The organism is Rhodococcus sp. IEGM 1351 (assembly GCF_030056875.1).
GTDB lineage: Bacteria > Actinomycetota > Actinomycetes > Mycobacteriales > Mycobacteriaceae > Rhodococcus_F > Rhodococcus_F opacus.
On record NZ_JASHKU010000003.1, the window covers coordinates 1 to 22064 of the forward strand.

Annotated in this window: 11 protein-coding genes; 9 read left to right on the forward strand and 2 right to left on the reverse strand. The window is 68.8% G+C overall.

Going from position 1 to position 22064, the window contains the following annotated elements:
- On the forward strand, positions 1 to 12092 hold a 12092-nt coding region (locus tag QM806_RS06000), incomplete at its 5' end, for a non-ribosomal peptide synthetase (RefSeq protein WP_283290734.1).
- 6 nt (positions 12093 to 12098) lie between these two features.
- Here the strand turns inward: QM806_RS06000 and QM806_RS06005 are convergent.
- Entirely contained in the window at positions 12099 to 12794 is a 696-nt protein-coding gene (locus QM806_RS06005) for a 3'-5' exonuclease (RefSeq protein ID WP_133986176.1), read from the reverse strand.
- Positions 12795 to 13098: 304 nt separating this feature from the next.
- Between QM806_RS06005 and QM806_RS06010 the strand changes: the two genes are divergently transcribed.
- Positions 13099 to 14229, forward strand: coding sequence for a magnesium and cobalt transport protein CorA (locus QM806_RS06010; RefSeq protein WP_005253068.1), 1131 nt, complete (start codon positions 13099 to 13101; stop codon positions 14227 to 14229).
- 46 nt (positions 14230 to 14275) lie between these two features.
- Here QM806_RS06010 and lppU read toward each other — a convergent pair whose 3' ends face one another.
- Positions 14276 to 14872 carry an LppU family putative lipoprotein gene (lppU, locus tag QM806_RS06015; RefSeq protein ID WP_043787480.1) on the reverse strand — a complete coding sequence of 199 codons (597 nt, stop codon included), beginning with the start codon at positions 14870 to 14872 and terminating at the stop codon, positions 14276 to 14278.
- A gap of 148 nt (positions 14873 to 15020) precedes the next feature.
- Between lppU and QM806_RS06020 the strand changes: the two genes are divergently transcribed.
- The 7 genes from QM806_RS06020 (at position 15021) to QM806_RS06050 (ending at position 22063) form a co-directional block, all read left to right on the forward strand.
- Positions 15021 to 16064, forward strand: coding sequence for an ATP-dependent DNA ligase (locus QM806_RS06020; protein ID WP_005561960.1), 1044 nt, complete (start codon positions 15021 to 15023; stop codon positions 16062 to 16064).
- Positions 16065 to 17093 (forward strand): DNA polymerase domain-containing protein, encoded by a 1029-nt coding sequence (locus QM806_RS06025; protein ID WP_283290737.1) that lies wholly within the window; start codon positions 16065 to 16067, stop codon positions 17091 to 17093.
- 53 nt (positions 17094 to 17146) lie between these two features.
- Positions 17147 to 17662 (forward strand): DUF6764 family protein, encoded by a 516-nt coding sequence (locus QM806_RS06030; protein ID WP_133986178.1) that lies wholly within the window; start codon positions 17147 to 17149, stop codon positions 17660 to 17662.
- A gap of 93 nt (positions 17663 to 17755) precedes the next feature.
- On the forward strand, positions 17756 to 18961 hold the full coding sequence (locus QM806_RS06035; protein WP_169695349.1) for a serine hydrolase domain-containing protein: 1206 nt from the start codon (positions 17756 to 17758) through the stop codon (positions 18959 to 18961).
- Positions 18962 to 18978: 17 nt separating this feature from the next.
- A complete protein-coding gene (locus QM806_RS06040; protein ID WP_005253074.1) occupies positions 18979 to 19200 on the forward strand; it encodes a dodecin in 222 nt (73 codons plus the stop codon).
- Positions 19201 to 19293: 93 nt separating this feature from the next.
- The gene (locus QM806_RS06045; protein WP_043789887.1) at positions 19294 to 20973 is read left to right on the forward strand and encodes an FAD-dependent oxidoreductase; all 1680 of its coding nucleotides are present in this window, start codon (positions 19294 to 19296) and stop codon (positions 20971 to 20973) included.
- 169 nt (positions 20974 to 21142) lie between these two features.
- The gene (locus QM806_RS06050) at positions 21143 to 22063 is read left to right on the forward strand and encodes a L,D-transpeptidase (RefSeq protein WP_283290740.1); all 921 of its coding nucleotides are present in this window, start codon (positions 21143 to 21145) and stop codon (positions 22061 to 22063) included.
- Position 22064 lies beyond the last annotated feature (1 nt).

Consider the following 22064-nt stretch of genomic DNA (forward strand, 5'->3'; position numbering starts at 1 on the left):
CGGTGGTGGTGGTGCTGGCGGAGTTGCCGGTGACGGTGAACGGCAAACTCGACCGGAAAGCGCTGCCGAAACCGGAATTCGGCACGCGCACCGTCGGCTACCGCGCCCCCACCACACCCGCGGAGGAAGCGATCGCCACCGCCTTCGCCGCCGTCCTCGAAGTCGACCGCGTCGGGGCCGACGACAGCTTCTTCGACCTCGGGGGAGACTCGCTCAGTGCCACCCGGGTGGTGGGACGCATCAACAGCGCACTGGACACGACTCTGGGTGTCGCGGCGCTGTTCGACGCACCCGTGGTGTCCGATCTGGCCGTCCGGATCGACTCGGACGTGAGGACGAGTTCCGGCTCCCCGGCACTCACCGCGACGGCGCGGCCCGAGCGGATTCCCCTTTCCGTCGCGCAACAGCGGATGTGGTTCGTCAACCAGTTCGACACCTCCTCACCGGCCTACAACATCCCGGTCGCCCTGCAGTTGGACGGCGTGGTGGACCTGGCTGCGCTACAAGCGGCACTCGGCGACGTCATGGAACGCCACGAGTCGCTGCGGACCGTGTTTCCCGGTTCCGCCGACGGCCCCCGGCAGGTGATCGTCGACTCCACGCTCGCGACCCCCGACCTCGATCCGGTCCCGGTTGCCGAAGGAGCCCTTCACGACTCGCTCACCGCATTCTTCGGCGTGGGATTCGACGTCACCGAGGACCTTCCGATCCGGGTGAGGCTGTGGACACTCACTCCCGAGCGGCACGTCCTCGCCCTCGTCGTGCACCACATCGCGGCCGACGGCTTCTCGATGGCGCCCCTGGCGCGCGACCTGATGCTCGCCTACACCGCCCGCGCACAGCAGCAGGCACCCGGCTGGGCGCCGCTGCCCGTGCAGTACGCCGACTACAGCCTGTGGCAGCGACAGGTACTGGGCACCGAAGACCAGCCCGATTCGGTGATGTCCGGTCAGCTCGGGTACTGGGTCCGGACATTGTCGGGCATCCCGGACGTGCTGCCACTGCCCCTGGACCGGCCCCGACCCGTCCACCGGTCCTTCCTCGGGGCCGTCGTCCCGTTCGACATCCCGCCATCCGTCCACGAAGCTCTGGCCGATCTTGCACGACAGCACAATTCGACGCTGTTCATGGTGGTGCACGCCACGCTGGCCGTGCTGCTGGAGAGGGTGTCGGGATCGGACGACGTGGTGGTGGGAACCGCGGTCGCGGGCCGGGGCCACGCGGCACTCGACGACGTCGTGGGGATGTTCGTCAACACGCTGGTGCTCCGCACACCGGTGGCGCCGGGATCGTCGTTCGCCGACGTGCTCACCGCCGTGCGGTCGGTGGACCTCCGCGCGTTCGAGCACGCAGACCTTCCCTTCGAGCGGCTGGTGGACGAACTCGCACCCGAGCGGTCGACCGCGCACTCGCCCCTGTTCCAGGTGTTGCTCGAATTCCAGAACGCCACCCGCACCCACCTGGAACTGCCCGGGTTGACCGCCCGGTCGCTCGACGTCGATCTGGACGTCGCGAAGTTCGATCTGCAGCTGAGCCTGGTGGAGCGGGTCGACGAGCAGGGCGTGCCTGCCGGGATCAGCGCCGGCCTCCGCTACGCGACCGATGTGTTCGATCGCGCGTCGGTGGAGAGTGTCGCGGAGCGCTTCGTGCGGGTGATCGTGGCCGTGACCACCGACCCGACCGCACCCGTCGGGGACGTCGACATCCTCCACGCGCCCGAACGCGAGCTCCTGCTCACCGCCGCGCATCGGCCGGGGACCGATGTCCCACCGCTGTCGCTCGTGGATGCGTTCGATCGCATGGTGGCATCCGCGGGCGATGCCGTCGCGGTGCGCTGCGACGACGCTTCGGTGACGTACCGCGAGCTCGACGACCGGGCCAACCGGCTCGCGAGACTGCTGGTGGAACAGGGGGCAGCCGCGGAAAACCTGGTGGCGGTGGGGATGACGCGGTCGATCGACCTCGTCGTGGCACTGCTGGCGGTGGTGAAGTCGGGCGCCGGGTACCTTCCGGTGGACGTCGCCTCTCCTGCCGAGCGGTTGGCCTTCCTGCTCGGCGACGCCCGGCCGAAGTGTGTGCTCACCACGACCGCGGACGCCGAGACCTTCCGCGGCGCCGGGGTTCCGGTGGTTGTGGTGGACGATCCCGAGACAGTGACTGCGCTGCAGCAGCTGTCGTCGCTGCCGGTCACCGACACCGACCGCCGTGCTCCGCTGCACCTGGACTCGGTGGCGTACGTGATCTACACGTCCGGTTCCACCGGGCAGCCGAAGGGCGTGCAGGTCTCGCACCGCAACGTGATCACGTTGCTGGCGAACACCCAGACGCTGTTCGGATTCGGACCGGCCGACGTGTGGACCATGTTCCATTCCGCCGCGTTCGACTTCTCGGTGTGGGAAATGTGGGGAGCGCTCGCGCACGGCGGACGGCTGGTGCTGGTGGACTACTTCACGGCGCGCTCACCCGCGAAGTTCCTCGAACTATTGCGCGACGAAGCAGTCACGGTCGTGAATCAAACCCCCACCGCCTTCTACCAATTGGCGGAGGCCGATCGTCTCGCCGGTGGTCCCGGCCTGTCGCTGCGGTACGTCATCTTCGGCGGGGAGGCCCTCGAGTTCGGCCAGTTGCGGCGCTGGTACGCACGCCGGGGCGACACCGCGCCGGTCCTGGTCAACATGTACGGCATCACGGAAACCACCGTGCACGTCAGCCACCTGCCGATCGCCCGGGACGTCGTCGAGGAGGAGTCCGCCTCCGTGATCGGCCGGGGACTGCCCGGACTGCGCGTGTACGTGCTCGACGGACGACTGCATCCGGTGCCGCCGGGCGTGGTCGGGGAGATGTACGTCTCCGGGGCGCAGGTCGCACGTGGCTATCTCGGCCGGCAGGCCCTCACGTCCGGCCGATTCGTCGCCGACCCCTTCACTCCCGGGGCCCGGATGTACCGGTCCGGCGACCTGGGCAGGTGGAACGGGCACGGACAGCTGGAATACCTCGGCCGCAACGACCTCCAGGTGCAGGTCAAGGGCTACCGGATCGAACTCGGTGAGGTGGAGTCGGCGCTGCTCGCGTGCGAGGGGGTGGCGCAGTCTGCGGTGACGGCACGCGGGGACCGGTTGGTGGGGTACGTGGTGCCGGAGACCGGTGTCGCGATCGACCCGGCGGCGATCATCGATACGGCCGCCGAGCGATTGGCGTCGCATATGGTGCCGGCCGCCGTGGTGGTTCTCGACGAGATGCCGCGGACGGTGAACGGCAAACTCGATCGGAAAGCTCTGCCCGAACCGGACTTCGGACAGCGAGTGACCGTGGGCCGCGGTCCGGTCACCGAGACGGAACGGACCCTCGTGGAGCTGTTCGCGGAGGTCCTCGGCCTCGACTCGGTGGGGGTGGACGACTCGTTCTTCGCCCTCGGCGGGGATTCGATCATGTCCATCCAGCTGGTCACCCGCGCCAAGGCCGCCGGGATACTGATTTCGCCGCGCGAGGTGTTCGAGCGCAAAACCGTTGCCGGGCTGGCCGCGGCGGCCGGAACGGATGACGGGACGGTGGTTCTCGACGAGCTGCCCGGGGCCGGGATCGGCGAGGTTCCGCTGACTCCGATCGTGCGGTGGATGCTCGCCCGGGGTGGGGATTTCCGCCGCTACTCGCAGTCCGCACTGTTCACGCTGCCCTCCTCGGTGGACGACGACACCCTGACGGCGGCGCTGCAGGCCGTGCTGGATCGGCACGACCTGTTGCGGGCGCGGGTGTACCGCACGTCCCGCACCGAAGAGGGCTGGTCGATGGAAGTGCAGGCCGAAGGATCGGTGCGGGCGGCGAGCGTTCTCCGCCGGGGCCGGGTGGACGATGTCGGCGCCGAACTCGACAGTGCCCTCGATCGGCTCGACCCGGAGTCGGGCGTGATGCTGCAGGCGGTCTGGCTGGACGGCGGCGACCATCCGAGTCGCGTGCTGATCGTCGTCCATCATCTGGCGATGGACGGTGTGTCCTGGCGGATCCTGATCCCCGACCTCGCCGCGGTGTGCGCGCAACTGCAGTCCGGCGCGGAACCGGCGCTCGAGCCACCGGGAACGTCGATGCGCCGGTGGGCACACGCACTCGCCGACGCCGCGCGTGAACCCCAGCGCACCGCCGAGGTCGAACTGTGGCGGGGAATGCTGAACGCGCCCGACCCGCTGCTGGGGTCGCGCCCGGTGACCGTGTCGGACACCGCTGCGACCGCCGCGCACTTCGCGGTACGAGTTTCTGCCCCGTTGACCGAGACCCTCCTGACAACCGTGCCGCGGGCCTTCCACGCCGGTGTGGGAGATGCGCTGCTGACGGCACTGACCATGGCGCTGACGAGTTGGCGGCGCCGCCGCGGGATCGAACTCCCCGGCGCGCTGGTGGGTCTCGAGGGACACGGTCGCGAGGAGCAGGTGGTGCCGGGCGCGGATCTCGCGCGCACGATCGGCTGGTTCACCACCCTCTTCCCGGTGCGACTCGATCTGAGCGGGGTGGACCTCGACGACGCGTTCGCCGCGGGCCCGTCCGCGGGGGTCGCGCTCAAGTCCGTGAAGGAGCAACTCCTCGCCGTTCCCGACCACGGCATCGGTTTCGGACTACTCCGGTACCTGAACGACGAGACGGCGCACGTTCTTTCACCGCTGCCGACGCCTCAGGTCAGCTTCAACTACCTCGGCAGAATGGGCCGGACCGCCACGGAGACCGACGAGGGGTGGGTGCCGGTCGAGGAACCCGGACTGCGCGAGAAGTCGGCGGTGCCCGTCGCGGCCGTCGTCGACGTCAACGCGATGACCGTCGACTCGGGCGACGGCCCCCAGCTGAACTCCACGTGGACCTACCCTCCGGGCGTCCTCACCCACGAGGAGGTCGAGGAACTCGCGCAGCTATGGCTGCAGGCGCTCGCTGCTCTCGGCACGCATACGGAGTCGGGTGGCGGTGGGTTCACGCCGTCGGATCTCGATCTCGTCGAACTTCGACAGGATGCGATCGAGGACCTCGAACACATCTGTCCGGACCTGACGGACGTGTGGCCGCTGTCGCCCCTGCAGTCCGGCATGCTCTTCCACTCCGAACTCGCCGACGACTCCCTCGACGCCTACCTGGTGCAGGTGAGCCTCGAACTCGAGGGCGCCGTGGATCCGCATCGACTGCGCCGCGCGGCCGACGCCCTGCTGGACCGGCACGCCAATCTGCGCGCCTGCTTCCGGCACGACGCCGACGGCAACGCAGTTCAGGTGATCCGTCGAAGGGTGGAGGCGCCCTGGCGCGAGGTCGATCTCACGGCTCTCGACGAGGACGCTGCGGCGTCCGAGGTCGCGCGACTACTGGCCGAGGACCGGGGTCGCCCGTTCGACCTGACGCGTGCCCCGCTGATCCGGTTCCTGTTGATCGCTACCGCGCCGAACCGCTACCGGCTGGTGTCGACGAACCACCACATCCTCCTCGACGGCTGGTCGATGCCGCTGCTGGTCCGGGAGTTGCTGACGCTGTACGCCACCGACGGGGACCCGTCGCCGCTGCCCCGCGTTCGCGGGTACCGCGACTACCTGGGGTGGATGAGCCGCCGAGATCAGGGCGCCTCCCGTGAGGTGTGGGCTCGGGCCCTCGCCGGGGTGGACGGACCGACGTTGCTGGCCCACTCGGACCGGGGACGGCGGTTGTCCACGATGTCCGACGAGTTCGTCTTCGACCTGGACGAGGACCACACCACCCGCCTGCGCGACGTCGCGCGTTCGCGGGGACTGACCGTCAACACGCTCGTTCAGGTCTCCTGGGGGATTGTGCTGGGTACGTTGACCGCCCGAGACGACGTGCTGTTCGGCGCCACCGTCTCGGGGCGGCCCCCCGAGTTGACCGGCATCGAGACGATGGTCGGACTGTTCATCAACACACTGCCCGTCCGGGTGAGGCTGCGCCCCGACGACACGGTGGGCGCCCTGCTGGAACGGGTGCAGGACGAGCAGGCGGCGTTGCTGGATCACCACCACCTCGGGCTGGCCGAAATCCAGAGTGCCGCCGGACCGGAGGTCGGATTCGACACGTTGACGGTGTTCGAGTCGTACCCCGTCGACCGCGCCGGGCTCTCCACCGAGACCGACATCGCCGGAATGCGCGTCGCCGGAGTGGACGCGCGAGATGCGGCCCACTATCCGTTGAGTCTCGTGGCATCCGCCGACGCTCGTCTGCGCCTGAAGTTCGAGTACCTCCCGGACGTCTTCGACGCGGACACCATCGACGACATCGCCGGACGCGTGCTGCGAGTGCTCGACGCGTGCGCTCGTCCGGACCAGCCGCTGGCCGCGCTGTCGCTGCTGACCGACCGGGAGCGCGCCGATCTGGTGCCGGTCCGCGGCGGTCCGGGCGGGTCGACCCGCACGCTGCCGCAGATCCTCGGAGAGGGGGCCGCGCTCGATCCGGGGGCGATCGCACTGTCCTCCGAGGACGGCGACGTGAGCTACGGCGACCTGGACGAGCGGTCGAATCGCCTGGCGCGCGCACTCATCGCGCGGGGGGCGGGCCCGGAGACGTTCGTGGCCATCGGGATACCGCGGTCCCTCGACTCGGTGCTGTCGGTGTGGGCGGTGGCGAAGACCGGTGCGGCGTTCGTGCCGATCGATCCGAACTACCCCGACGAGCGCATCACGCACATGCTCGTCGATTCCGGAGTCACTCTCGGCGTGACCACGACCGAACACCGAGACCGGCTCCCGGGCACCGCGAACTGGCTGGCCCTGGACGAACCCGGCTTCGCGGCCGAGTGCGCCGAGCGCCCGGCGGCAGCCGTGACCGATGTCGACCGGAGCGGTCCGATCACGCTGGACACCGCGGTGTACGCCGTGTACACGTCGGGGTCCACGGGTGTGCCCAAGGGTGTGGTGGTCACCCATCGCGGACTGGACAACTTCGCTCTGGACCAGCTCGAACGTTTCGGTGCGACACCGCAGTCCCGGACTCTGCACTTCTCCACACCGAGTTTCGACGGGTCGGTGTTCGAGTACCTGCAGGCCTTCGGTGCCGGCGCGACGATGGTGATCGCGCCGCCCACCGTGTTCGGCGGCGACGAACTCGCGCGGCTTCTGGCCGACCGGAGCGTGACCCACGCCTTCATCACCACCGCTGCGTTGGCGTCACTCGATCCGGCCGGGCTGGCGCAGCTCACGGACCTGGTGTTCGGCGGCGAGGCCTGCCCGCCCGAACTCGTCGCCCGTTGGGCGCCGGGCCGCCGGCTGTACAACGCGTACGGACCGACCGAGACGACGATCATGTCCAACATCAGCGAGCCGATGGTCCCCGGGCACCCGATCACCATCGGCGGGCCGATCCGCGGGGTGACGGAACTGGTGCTCGACTCCCGGCTGCAACCGGTCCCCGTGGGGGTTCCGGGCGAGTTGTATCTCGCCGGGGCCGGCCTGGCCCGCGGCTACCACCGCCGACCGGCCCTCACCGCCGAGCGGTTCGTCGCCGACCCCGTCCGTCCCGGGGAGAGGATGTATCGCACCGGTGACATCGTGCGGTGGACGGCAGACCACAGCATCGAGTACGTGGGCCGCACTGACTTCCAGGTGAAGGTGCGCGGTTTCCGCATCGAACTCGGCGAGATCGACTCCACCCTCATGTCGGAACCGGACGTCGGATTCGCCGCCACTCTCGCGCATCGCGGTCCTGCGGGAGACACCCTGCTGGTGTCGTACGTCGTTCCGACGTCGGGTCGCTCCCTAGACACGGCGGTACTCACCCGGCACCTGGCGGACCGCCTGCCGTCCCACATGGTGCCCACCTCGATCACCGTTCTGGATCGCATTCCACTGACGGCGGTCGGCAAGCTGGACCGCACGGCACTGCCCGAGCCCGACCTGCTCTCCGGGACGGGGCACGACCGGGTGCCGATCGGTCCGATCGAGGAAACGGTGGCCGGAGTCTTCGCGGACGTACTCGGGCTGGGGCGTGTCGGCGCCGACGCCGGCTTCTTCGACATCGGCGGAAACTCCCTGAGCGCCACCCGGGTGATGGCGCGGCTGCGAGCGCTGCTCGGCACCGAGTGCGGGGTGCGTGATCTGTTCGAGGCGCCCACGGTCGCCGCGCTGGCGGCACGGATCGAGCACGCCGGTGCAGAGCCGTCCGGACGACCGGTGCTCGCGGCCCGCACCCGGCCCGAGGACATTCCGCTGTCGTTCGCGCAGCAGCGAATGTGGTTCGTCAACCAGCTCGACACCACCTCGGCCGCCTACAACATCCCGATCGTGGTGACACTCAGCGGGGACCTCGATGTGGGAGCACTGAATTCGGCGCTCACCGATGTCGTCGCCCGGCACGAGTCGCTGCGCACGATGTTCCCGGTCCGCGGCGACTGGCCGGTTCAGCAGATCCTGCCCGCTGCGGGTGCGGTGCCCGCGCTGATCCCCGTCACCGTCTCGGACGAGCAGCTGCGGGAGGAAGTGACCCGGCTCGTCTCGGCGGGTTTCGATGTCACCGTGAGGCTTCCGCTGCGGGTCGGGCTGTATTCACTGAACGCTACCGAGCACGTACTCGCCGTGGTGGTGCACCACATCTCGGCAGACGGGTTCTCGATGGTCCCGCTGGTGCGCGACGTGATGACGGCGTACGGCGCCCGCGTCTCCGGCGGCGCGCCCGACTGGGCGCCCCTGCCGGTGCAGTACGCCGATTACGCCCTGTGGCAACGGGAATCGCTGGGTTCGGACGACGACCCCCGGTCGCTGATTTCGCGGCAACTCGACTACTGGACGACGGCGCTGGCCGGCGCCCCCGATCTCCTGGAACTCCCCACCGATCGGGATCGGCCGTCCCAGCAGTCCTTCCGCGGCGAGCGCATCCACTTCTCCGTCGACAGCGGCCTTCACCGCCGCATCCGGGAGTTGTCGCGTCGTCTCGGCTCCACCGAATTCATGACCGTGCACGCCGCCCTCGCGGTGTTGCTCAGCCGCCTCGGTGGGACTCCGGACGTCGCCGTCGGCACCCCGATCGCCGGCCGGGGAGAGCCCGCACTCGACGATCTGGTGGGCATGTTCGTGGGCACGCTCGCCCTGCGCACGCAGGTGGATGCGGCCGCGTCGTTCACCGCCCTGGCCGCGCACTGTCGTGACGTCGACCTCGGCGCCTTCGCGCATGCCGACGTTCCGTTCGAGCGGGTGGTGGAGGCGGTCGGGCCGACCCGATCGACGGCGTATGCGCCGCTCGTCCAGGTGTCGCTGGAATTCCAGAACAACGAGCGACCGGCCCTGACTCTGCCGGGACTGGAAGTCCGTGGAATCGATCCCGGGCTCGCCGTGGTCAAGGTGGATCTCGAATTCCTCCTGGCGGAGGAGTTCGACGCGAACGGTGCGCCCGCGGGGATGAACGGCGCCGTCGACTTCGCCACCGATCTCTTCGACCCCGACACGGTCCGTGGCTTCGCCGACCGTTTCGTGCGGATCCTCGACGCCGTCACCGTGAATCCCGACCGGCCGATCGGCGACCTCCCCCTCCTCGGCGAGGCGGAGTTGCGGGCGATGGTCCCTGCCCGCGGCGCGCCGGAGGTGCGCCCCGAGCTGTGGCCCGACCTGCTGACTGCCGCCGCCGCGCTCGACCCGGACTCGGTGGCCCTGTCCTTCGAGGACCGGCGTGTGACCTACCGCCAACTCGACGAGTGGTCCAACCGGGTGGCCCGGGTTCTCCGCGACCGCGGGGTGGGACCGGAGACGTTCGTGGCTGTCGGCATGCCCCGGTCGATCGAGTCGGTGATCTCGATCTGGTCGATCACCAAGGCGGGCGCGGCGTTCGTGCCCGTCGACCCCACCTACCCGCGCGACCGTATCGAATACATGCTCACCGATTGCCGGGCCGCGCTCGGCCTCACCGTGAGGAGTCGCCGGAGCACCCTGCCCGACACCGTTCCGTGGCTGGTCCTCGACGACGAGGACTTCGCCGCGCAGGCGGCGGACGTGTCGCCGGCACCGATCACCGACGAGGAGCGGACGAGGCCGTTGCACCTCGCCCACCCGGCCTATCTCATCTACACGTCGGGGTCGACCGGAAGACCGAAGGGCGTGACCGTCACCCACCGGGGCATGGCCGATTTCACCGCGGAGACCCACGAATGGTTCCAGGTCACGCACGAGTCCCGGGTCTCGCAGCTGGCGTCCCCGAGCTTCGACGCGTCGGTGTTCGAGCTGATGATGGCGTTCAGTGCGTCGGCGCGCGTCGTGATCGTGCCGCCTGCCGTCATCGGAGGCAGCGACCTGGCGGATCTGTTCCGTCGTGAGCAGGTGACCCATGCGACCATCACGCCGACCGCGCTGGCGGCCCTCGACAACGACGGACTCGATTCGCTCCGGGTCCTGGATCTGGTGGGCGAGGCGTGCCCGCCGGAAGTGGTGGCGCGGTGGGCGCCGGGGCGGAGCCTGCACAGCGGATACGGGCCCACGGAGACCACGATTCAGGCGAGCGTCAGCGCCGCGATGCGTCCCGGTGAGGTCGTGAACATCGGGTCTGCCGCAAGGGGTTTCGCGTTCCTGGTCCTCGACGAGAGATTGCAGCCGGTCCCGGTCGGCGTACCGGGCGAGTTGTACATCGCCGGACCGGGTATGGCACGCGGGTACCACAACCGGTCGGAGCTGACCGCGGAACGATTCGTCGCCTGCAATTTCGGGGAACCGGGCACCCGGATGTACCGGACCGGCGACGTGGTGCGCTGGCGGAAGTCGGCGAGCGCACTCGAGTACATCGGCCGCAGCGACTTCCAGGTGAAGGTCCGTGGTTTCCGCATCGAACTCGGGGAGATCGACGCCGTGCTCGCCCGTCACCCGGCGGTTGCCTTCGCCGCCACCATCGGTCACACCGGCCCGTCCGGTGACACCGTGCTCGCCTCGTACGTGCGGGTTCAGGACGGGCAGGAGGTGGAGCCCGCGGGGCTGCGCACCTACGCGTCCGAGCGCCTGCCCACCCACATGGTGCCGTCCGCGGTGGTCGTTCTCGATCGGATTCCGATGACCCCGGTGGGCAAGCTCGACCGGAAGGCGTTGCCCGCCCCGGAATTCGGCTCGACCGGTGCGGCGTTCCGGGCACCGGCCACGGTCAACGAGCGCATCGTCGTGGACGCCTTCGCGGAGGTACTCGGAGTGGACCGGGTGGGCACCGCGGACAGCTTTTTCGATCTCGGTGGAAATTCGCTCCTCGCCACCAGGATCGTCAGCGCACTGCAGGCGGCGCTGGACCGGAGGGTTCCGCTGCAGTGGATGTTCCTCGACCCGACACCGGCGGGAATCGCCCGCCGCCTCGACCTTCCACACCGGAGCGCCGGTATGGAAGAGGCACTCGCCGTGGTGATTCCGCTGCGTGCGCAGGGAAGCGGGCGACCGCTGTTCTGCGTGCATCCGGGCATCGGTCTGTCCTGGGGGTACGCAGGTCTGGTGCAGTATCTCCCTCCCGACCGGCCGGCATACGGACTGCAGCTGCCCACGATCAGCGGTGACGGCGACTACCGGACGATCGAGCAACTGGCCCACCGATACGTCGAGGAGATGCAGGCCATCCAGCCCACCGGACCGTACGACCTGCTCGGCTGGTCCCTCGGCGGGGTCATCGCGCACGCCATGGCGGTCGAACTGCAGAGGGCCGGCGAAGAGGTAGCGACACTCGCCGTCATGGACAGCTACCCCGTGGGCGGCGAGGACCCGCTGGTCGGCAGGCTGGAGATCCGGGACCTCCTGCGCGGGCTGGGACTCCAGACCGAGGGCGACGGTGAGATGACCTACGAGCACGCGGCCCGGTTGATCGACGAGTCGTTCGGGACCGAGACCGGAGTGCGCGGGCACGATCTCGAACGGATCACCGCGGGATACGAGAATTCGCGGTGGCTCGCCCACCACTTCGTGCCGCGGGTCTACGACGGGGACCTGCTCATCTTCCCCGCCACGCACGACGGGAACGGCGCGACCCGTGCGCGGTCGGCGGACGAGTGGCGGCCGCTCGTGACCGGCCGGATCGACGAGCGGCCCGTGGACTGCGGGCACAACGAGATGATCGAGCCGCAGTCCCTCGCCGTCATCGGGCCGGTCCTGTCGCGCGCGCTCGCCGAATGGCCGTGAATCGGATCAGGCGATGCGGAACTGTGCGAGACCGCGAATCGGCCACTCACCGTTGACGTCCGATGCGTCCCGGCCCTGTCTGACGAGGTAGTCGGCGAAGTCGCGTTGCCGTTCCGCGTGCCAGCCGGCCTGATGGCTCATGATGTCCAGGGCCCGCAGATTCGGGTACTCCTGCGCGAGTGTCCGGGCGAGGTGTGCGGCGGCGATCGCGTCGGCCTCGGCCTCGTGGGCGTCCTCCAGCGCGATGCCGTAGTGCTCGCACACCGCGCCGAGAGTGCGCCTGCCCTTCCGGTACCGGTCCATCTCGCGGTCGATGACGTACGGGTCGACCACGATGCCGGTGACGAGTTCGGTCAGCCCGAGGCGCAGGCCCTCGGTGTGCATGACGGTCAGGTCGTAGGAGGCGTTGAACGCGACGACGGCATGGTCGCGGGTCCACGCGTCGTGCAGAGCCTCGCGGATCTCGCCGTACCCGGTGGCGTAGTCCTGTCCGTGAGCCCGGGCGTACTCCGTGGAGATTCCGTGCACGTCCGAGGCGCCCTGCGGGATGGGAACCTCCGGGTCGAGCAGCCAGGTTCGCGACTCGAAGTGGTGAGCGTCGACGACGGCGATGCACGCGGAGACGATGCGGGCGTCGGTGGGGTCGGGTCCCGTCGTCTCCAGGTCGAACGCGCAGATCGGTCTGTCCGACCAGCTGGTCATGAGGGCCTCTCGGTGGTGATTCGTTGCCCGCCCAGTATCTGCCGCGGCAGGCGCCGGATCCGGGACCGACACGGCGGGGATCCCAGGTTGTCGTGGCCGGTCGGCGGGGGTATCGTGTCCCCCGGTCTGCAGTTCGCCGAGGTCGTGAACTGCCTTTTCGAGAGAGCAAGGAGGTGTGGCATCCGATGAGAAGCCAACCTCCGAGTACCAACTGAAACCGTTCCACCGGTAGGTGCGCGGTTTCACGGTCCGTGTTCCTCAGCGCCGTTCCGCGCTGCCCACTTTCCCTCGAAAGCCCCGTGTCATGCCTCAGCTGCGTCCGATCCGTTCCCTCCTCCCCAGCCGCTCCGCCGGTCTGTCCGACGCCGACGCCGGTCACGCGGTGACCCGCCGGCCCGTCGAACCGACGCCTGCGGAGGAAACTGTGGTCAACAGCGCCGTCTACCGCGACGGCCGGAAGACGGCCACCCCGGCCACGCTGTCGGAGGCACTCGCGAGCCTGCCCGACGCGTCGTCGATGGCGTGGATCGGGATGTACCGGCCGAACGACGCCCAGTTGTATGCGGCAGCAAAGCAATTCGACCTGCACGAGCTGGCTGTCGAAGACGCGATCGTCGCCCACCAGCGGCCCAAGCTGGAGCGGTACGGCAAGACGCTGTTCGTGGTCCTGCGCGCCGCGCGCTACTGCGACGAAACCGAGCGCGTCGAATTCGGTGAGCTGCACGTCTTCTGCGGTCCGACGTTCGTGCTCACGGTCCGGCACAGCGAATCCCCCGACCTGTCGGCGGTCCGCCGGCGGATGGAGAGCAACCCGGACCTGCTCCGGCTCGGACCCGAGGCGGTTCTCTACGCCATCCTCGACGCCGTGGTCGACGGGTACGCGCCGGTGGTCGCCGGACTGCAGAACGACATCGACGAGATCGAGACCGAGGTGTTCAGCGGAGCGCCGGGCGTGTCGCGGCGCATCTACGAACTCACCCGCGAGGTCATCGAATTCCAGAGGGCCACAAGGCCGCTGCTCGGGATGCTGCGCGGGTTGTCGGCGGGATTCGAGAAGTACAACACCGACGAGGAACTGCAGCGTTATCTGCGTGACGTCACCGACCACGCCACGGTCGTCGTGGAGCGGGCCGACGGCTTCCGTCAGCTGCTCGGGAACATCCTCACCGTCAACGCCACCCTGGTGTCGCAGGAGCAGAACGAGGAGATGCGCAACCTGACCCAGGCCAGCTATGCACAGAACGAGGAGATCAAGAAGGTGTCGGCGTGGGCGGCGATCCTGTTCGCGCCCACCCTGATCGGGACGGTCTACGGTATGAACTTCGACCACATGCCCGAACTGCACTGGGTCGGTGGGTATCCGTTCGCCCTGTCGCTGATGATGCTCACCTGCGCCGGGCTGTACACGATCTTCAAACGCCGCGGCTGGTTGTGAGCGAGGCCGGCTGCGGGCAGTGCCCGCAGCCGGCCGGCGCCTGCTGTCAGAGTTCGTCGACGCAGACGACGAACTTGCGCTCGGGGTATTCGTATCCGTTGGACGACGTGCTGCACGAGTCCACGGACGTTGCGCCCTGCACGATCTCCGTCACCTTGACGCCGTCGACGGCCGCGGTGTCGCCGCAGTCGATGCGCGCGGGATCCTCGCCGCCGACGTCCATGCAACCGCCGACGACCCAGTCGACGTCGAGGCAGATCGCGCCCTGCTCGATGCCGCCGAGGGTTTCGTAGTAGTACGAGTCGGCGTCGCTGATGCACTGGCTGTTCTTCGCGGCCTTGGCGATCACCTTGTAGTTCGAATCGGCGCTGCCGCACACCGCCTTGTCGATCTCGGCGTCGGAGACGGTGCCGCCGAGCTTCACGCATTCACCGATCGCGACCTCGAAGTCGACGTCGCCGCCGGCGTCCTCGCCTTCCTGCCCGTCGATCACGGTGGTCGATTCGCTGGACGAGGTGGCCGCGGAGGCACCCGACTCCGGCACCGCGGTGGGCGTCGTGTCCGAACCGCACCCGGCCACCAGAACTGCCGTCGCCGACAATGCGACGACTGCGGTACACACCCGCCGAACTAACCCTGTCATGTCTGACCCCTCCGTCAGGTGACCGTCCGCCACCCGTTCCTCCGAGATGACCGTTGCCACCTCGATCGTGTCCACCGCGATTGCCGTGTCGCGCATTATTTGATTACATCGCTGTTCGATTTGCCAATCGTGGTGACAGTATGGACGGGTGGATCTCCCCGTGATGCCTCCGTTACAGCCGATGCTCGCGAAGGCTGCGTCGTCCGTTCCGGCGCAACCGGAGTCCGGGCTCGCCTGGTCCTACGAACCGAAATGGGACGGTTTCCGCACACTCGTCTTCCGCGACGGCGACGAGGTGGTGCTCGGGTCCCGCGGCGGAAAGGATCTGGCCAGGTACTTTCCCGAACTAGTCCGGGCGGTGAAGGACGAACTGCCCGAGCGGTGCGTGGTGGACGGCGAACTCGTCGTCCCGCGCAGCATCGACGGCCGCACCCGGCTCGACTGGGAGTCGTTGTCGGAGCGCATTCATCCGGCCGAGAGCCGGGTGGCGATGCTGTCGGAGAAGACGCCGGCCCAGTTCGTCGCGTTCGATCTGCTCGCGCTGGGCGACCGCGACCTCAGCCGGGAGGACTTCTCCGTACGTCGCGCGCAGCTCGTCGACACCATCGGCGGTGGACCCAGCTGCCACGTCACCGCGGCCACCGAATCCAGTGCGACGGCCATCGAGTGGTTCGAGGCGTTCGAGGGGGCCGGCCTCGACGGGGTGGTGGCGAAGAAGCTGGTGGGCCCGTACCTGCCGAACAAGCGGGAAATGGTGAAGGTGAAGCACGCCCGCACCGCCGACTGCGTCGTCATCGGCTACCGGCCGCACAAGAGTCAGCCGGGGATCGGGTCGATGCTGCTCGGACTGTACGACGGCGACCAGATGGCGATGGTCGGCGGCGCGTCGGCGTTCACGGCGGCGCGGCGGATCGAACTGCTCGCCGAACTCGACGAGCTGCGCGTCGGAGACGACGTCGTCGCGGACGGGGCGCCGACGCGGTGGCAGTCGGGCAACGACCGAACCTGGGTGCCGCTGCGCCCCGAACGCGTCGTCGAGGTGGCGTACGACCAGATGGAGGGTGCCCGGTTCCGGCACGCCGCGCGGTTCCTGCGCTGGCGCCCGGACCGGACGCCCGACGAGTGCACGTTCCAACAATTGGAGGTCCCTGTGCGATACGACCTTGCCGACGTCCTGGCCGGAGGTTCCTAGATGGCGAGTCCTGCCGAAGAACTCGACGTCGACGGCATCGCCGTGCGGCTGTCGAATCCCGACAAGATCTACTACCCGAAACTCGGTGCCGAGGGCGGCACGAAACGGCACCTGGTGGAGTACTACCGGACCGTGGCGCTGAACGGTGCGCTGCTGACCGCCCTGTTCGATCGGCCGACGCATCTGCAACGGTTCCCGGACGGGATCGAGGGCGAGGAGATCTACCAGAAGCGGGTTCCCGCGAAGCGCCCCGATCACGTCGACTCGTGCGAGGTCACGTTCCCCTCCGGCCGCAAGGCCGACGTGCTCCGCGTGCGCAGCGCCGCGAACATCGTGTGGGCGGCGAACCTCGGCAACATCACGTTCCACCCGTGGGCGGTCCGGTGCCCCGACGTCGATCACCCCGACGAACTGCGCATCGACCTGGACCCGCAGCCGGGGACCGGATTCGACGACGCCCGGGCGGTCGCGCTGGACGTGCTCCGGCCGCTGCTCGACGAACTCGGTCTCGTCGGCTACCCCAAGACGTCGGGCGGCCGCGGGCTGCACGTGTATCTCCGCATCGAGCCGCGCTGGGATTTCATCGAGGTGCGGCGCGCGGGCATCGCCCTCGCACGGGAGATCGAGCGGCGCAGCGGCGACCGGGCCACCACGTCCTGGTGGAAGGAGGAACGCGGCGAACGCATCTTCCTCGACTTCAACCAGAACGCCAGGGACAAGACCATCGCGTCCGCCTACTCGGCCCGCAAGACGCCGATCGCGACCGTGTCGACGCCGGTCACCTGGGAGGAACTCGTCGACGTCGACCCCGACGACTTCACCATCGCGACCGTGCCCGCGCTGCTCGAGAAGCGCGGCGATCCCATGGCGACCATGGGCGACGTGGCGCAATCGCTGGACGTGCTGCTGGAGATGGCCGAACGGGACGCAGCGAACGGTCTCGGCGATCTGCCGTACCCACCCAATTACCCCAAGATGCCGGGGGAACCCAAGCGGGTACAACCGAGTCGGGACCGAGACCGCAAATAGCCGGCGCTCACGTAGGCTCGGGACGGTCGGGTCGGGAACAATGTGAGGTCGCCATGGAACGTACGACAGTCGGTACTGCCGGACTCGCCCTCGGTGTCGTCGCGACGGCACTCGGGGCCCTGATGATCGCGCCGGCCACCGCGTCGGCCGTCTCCCTCTCCTGTGTGTCACCACCCGGCCGGGGCGACACCACGATCGTCGACCGCACCGCGTGCGGTGCCAATGCCGATACGAGCAGCAATTCGGCGGCGTTCGGCACGGACGGTGTCGGTTTCGCCGACGCAGCCCACGCGGGCGCGGCGCTCGGCGCGGGGCTGGGCGGCGGTGTGGGTGCGGCCGAGGCACGTCGTGGCGCCGTCGCCGCCGTGGCGGTCGGGCCCGAGAGCGTCGCCATCGGAACGGTCGACAGTGCCGGTCCCGCCCTGGTGCTGAGCGGTCCGGGCGGGCAGGCGCTCGTCGCGGATCCGGCCAAGGGCGTGGTGTGCGCCGCTGGACCGTCGCTCGCGATCAATTTCCTTGCAGGTCAAGCATGTCTGAGTGACGGCATAACAGTGTGGCGGCTTCCCTGAACGGCACCCCGGTCCGCGTCGTATGGTGACGGTAGTCACAATGGGCTGACGCAACTGCCGTAGGAAATACGGCAGCGAGATCGGAGGTGGTCGATGACGACCAGCGTTCGAGTTCCCCGGCCCGCGTCCGTGCCACGGACGGAGCTGCACGTCGATCCGCGGTTCCTGCCGCTCGCCGACCGGTTCTTCGCGATGTACCGGCAACCTCAGCACGGCGGCGGGGCGCTCACCGCGTACTTCCGGGGTGAGAAAGTCCTCGACATCTGGGCGGGCTGGGCCGACCGCGACCGCCGCTGGGACCGCGACACCGTCGCCCTGTCGTTCTCCACGGGAAAGGGCGTGGCCAGCACGGTCGTCCACCGGCTCGCCGAACGCCGGCTGATCGACTACGACGCGCCCGTCGCGCGCTACTGGCCCGAGTTCGGCGCGGCAGGCAAGGACGACATCACGGTCCGCGAACTCCTCACCCACCGGGCCGGACTGCACAAGGTCCGGGGTCTGATGCGGAGCCCGCTCGATCTCCTCGAATACGACGCCGTCGTCGGGGCTCTCGCGGCCACCCCGGCGGATCCGCGCAGGCTGCGCGGCCCCGGGTATCACGCCGTCACCTACGGGTGGCTGGTGGCCGAACTGATCGCACGCGTCACCGGAAAGCCGTTCGTCCAGGTCGTGCAGGATGAAATCGCAGGCCCGCTCGGCGTCGACGACTTCTGGTATCAGGTTCCCGGACAGCACCGTCCGCGGATCGCGAAGCTGTTTCCGCACATCAACCCGGCCGGACTCAACTGGGAGCTCACGTCGAACGTGCTCTCGCTCGTCGGCCCCACCCGCGGACTCGCCGAGGCGGCGATGCCCCGGGGATTCGACGTGCTGGTCCGGAACCCCGCGGTGCACGACGCGGTGATGCCCGGCTGGAACGGCGTGTTCAGCGCGCGGGCGCTCGCGCGCATGTACGGCGCCATCGCCAACGGCGGCAGGCTGGACGGACACCGGTTCCTGCGCAAGTCCACCATCGCGCAGATGTCGCAGGTGCAGACCTACGACCGGGACTACGTTCTCGGTATCCGGCCGCAGTGGTCCCTCGGCTACCACCGGCCGATCCTCGCGTCCCGGGAACAACCACGGAACGCGATCGGGCACTACGGTGTCGGCGGGTCCGGCGCCTACGCGGACCTCGACAGCGGACTGTCCCTCGGCTTCGTCACCAATCGGCTCGGCAGTTCCCTCACGGCTCTCGGTGATCTTCGTCTGGCCAGGCTCGGTGTCGAGGCGCAGGCGATCGTCCGGAACGGCAAGTAACCACGAAAGGAATCCTGATGAGTGATCACGTGTACCGAGTTGTCGAGGTCGTCGGTTCGTCGAGCGACAGCACCGACGCGGCCATCGAGAACGCCATCGCGCGGACCAACGAGACCGTGCGCAACGTCGAGTGGTTCGAGGTCGTCGAGACCCGGGGCCACGTCGAGAACGGCGCGATCGCGCACTACCAGGTCACGGTCAAGGTCGGATTCCGTGTGGAGCCGGGCGACGCGGTCTGACACAGCGGACGGTTCTCGCGCAAAATTGGAACACGTTATAGTCTGGTGTCACATCCCGACGTCGGACTGCGCGTACTCAGGTAGGGGAGAACCGTGACTTATGTGATCACGCAGCCGTGCTGCAACGACGCATCGTGCGTCGATGTCTGTCCGGTCAACTGCATCCATCCCACACCGGACGAGAAGCCGTTCGCTACCACGGAAATGCTGTACATCGACCCGGACACCTGCATCGACTGCGGGGCCTGCGTCGAGGAGTGCCCGGTGGAGGCCATCTACGCGGAGAACGACCTCGACGAGGTCGACGAGCCGTACCTCGACATCAACGCGCAGTACTACACCAAGCACCCCATCGGCCCCGACTGGCCCGAGCCGCTCGCGCTGCCGCAGATCGACGCAGCCCTCGGCACGCTCCACGTCGCGATCGTCGGGTCGGGTCCGGCCGCCTGCTACGCCGCGATGGAACTGACCGCGAAACCGCGCGTCGAGGTCGACATCTTCGACCGGCTTCCTACCCCGTACGGGCTGGTGCGCGCCGGGGTCGCGCCGGACCATCCGGGCACCAAGGGCGTCACGGACCAGTTCCGTTCGGTCGTCGGCAAGCGCACGGTGCACTGCCACTTCAACGTGGAAGTGGGCCGGGACGTGAGCCACGAGGAACTGCTCGCACACCACCACGCCGTCATCTACGCGGTCGGCGCGGCAGGCGACCGCACGCTGGGCATTCCCGGCGAGGATCTCGTCGGCAGCCACGCCGCCACCGAGTTCGTGGCCTGGTACAACGGTCACCCCGACTACGCCGACCACACGTTCGACCTGTCGGGGGAGCGGGCCGTCATCGTCGGCAACGGCAACGTGGCACTCGACGTGGCCCGCATCCTCGTCACCGATCCGGAGATCCTGGCCAAGACGGACCTCGCGGACCACGCCCTCGAGGCGCTGCGGGCGAGCAACATCCGCGAGGTCGTCATTCTCGGCCGCCGTGGCCCCGCTCAGGCCGCCTACACCAACCCCGAACTCCTCGCGCTCGGGCTGATGCCGGACGTGGACATCGTGGTCGACCCGGACGAAGCGGTCCTCGACCCGGCAAGCCGCGCGTTCGTCGACGGCGACGAGGCCGAGCCGTCGCAGCGCCACAAGGTGCGGCAGGTCGAGGAGTTCGCCCGGCGCACCGCCGATCCGGCGAAGAAGCGGATCGTATTGCGGTTCCTGACGTCGCCCGTGGAGATTCTCGGCACCGACGCCGTCGAATCGGTGCGCATCGCGAAGAACGAGATGGTCGCGGACGCGTCCGGACGGCTCAGCGCCAAACCGTCCGACGTCACCTCGACACTGGACACGGGCCTGGTGCTGCGCTCGATCGGTTACCGCGGTCAACCCGTGGCCGGCATCCCCTTCGACGACCGGCGCGGCGTCATACCCAACGAGAACGGCCGGGTGATCGATCCGGAGACCGGCACACCCGTGCCCGGCGTGTACGTGGCGGGCTGGATCAAGCGCGGGCCGACGGGCGTGATCGGCACCAACAAGTACTGCTCCGCGGAGACGGTCAAGATGCTGATCGACGATTTCTCCGCCGGTCGCCTCGACGCGCCCACCGAACGTGAGGCTCTCGACCGCCTGATCGCCGAGCGTGCGCCCGACGCCGTCGACTACCAGGGCTGGCAGCGCATCGACAAGACCGAACGTGCCGGGGGCAAGGCTGCCGGTCGGACGCGCACCAAGCTGATCACCATCGAGAGCATGCTCGCCGCCGCCCGCGCCGATACCTGATCGTGAGCGCTTCTTGACCACTCGGTGACACCCCCGCCCCGCAGGCCGCGGAGCGGCAACGATTGCGGGCAAATTGCTCGCGGCCGGATGATGTGTGTTAATGGCAGTGCGCGATTGGTAGGTCCGTCGGGGACGCGCGTTGCACACGTCGTCGAACGAGAGTGGTCATATGGGCAAGTCAGGAATCGGTTTTTCCAGGAACAAGCACTGGTCTTCGCGCGTCGCTATCGCACTGACCGGGGCCGTCGTGTCCGGAACGGCGCTGGTCGGGGCCGCACAGGCCGCACCGCTCTTTCCCGGTGGACCGGAGATTCCGAGTCTTCCCACCCTGCCCGGTCTGCCCGGCGCGCCGCAGCTGCCGCTTCCCGAACCGGCACCCGCGCCCGCGAACTTCTCGGCCCCGTCCCTCAACCCGGGTGCGGGCGAGGTCGTGGGTGTCGCGCAACCGGTGATCATCCGCTTCAACGAGGCGATCGGCGACCGCGCTGCCGCCGAGCGTGCCATCAAGGTCACCACCAGCCAGCCGGTCGAGGGCGGTTTCTACTGGATCAACGACAGCCAGGTGCGGTGGAAGCCCACCGAGTTCTGGCCCGCGAACACCGAGGTCACCGTGGACGCCGGCGATTCGCACTCCACGTTCACCATCGGTGACGCGCTGGTGGCGACCGCGGACGACAACACCAAGCAGATCACCGTCACCCGGAACGGCGAAGTGGTCAAGACCATGCCGACGTCGATGGGTAAGACCGATCACGAGACGCCGAACGGCACCTACATCATCGGCGACAAGTTCCGTGACATGTACATGGACTCGTCCACGTACGGTGTCCCGGTCGATTCGGCCGAGGGGTACCGCACGTACGTCGAGTACGCCACCCGCATGTCGTACAGCGGCATCTTCGTCCACGCCGCACCGTGGTCGGTGGACGCCCAGGGCAACACCAACGTCAGCCACGGCTGCCTCAACGTGAGCACCGACGACGCCAAGTGGTTCTACGAGAACTCGAAGAAGGGCGACGCCGTGGTCGTGCAGAACACCGCAGGCGGCGTGCTGAGCGGCTCCGACGGTCTCGGCGACTGGAACCGCTGAC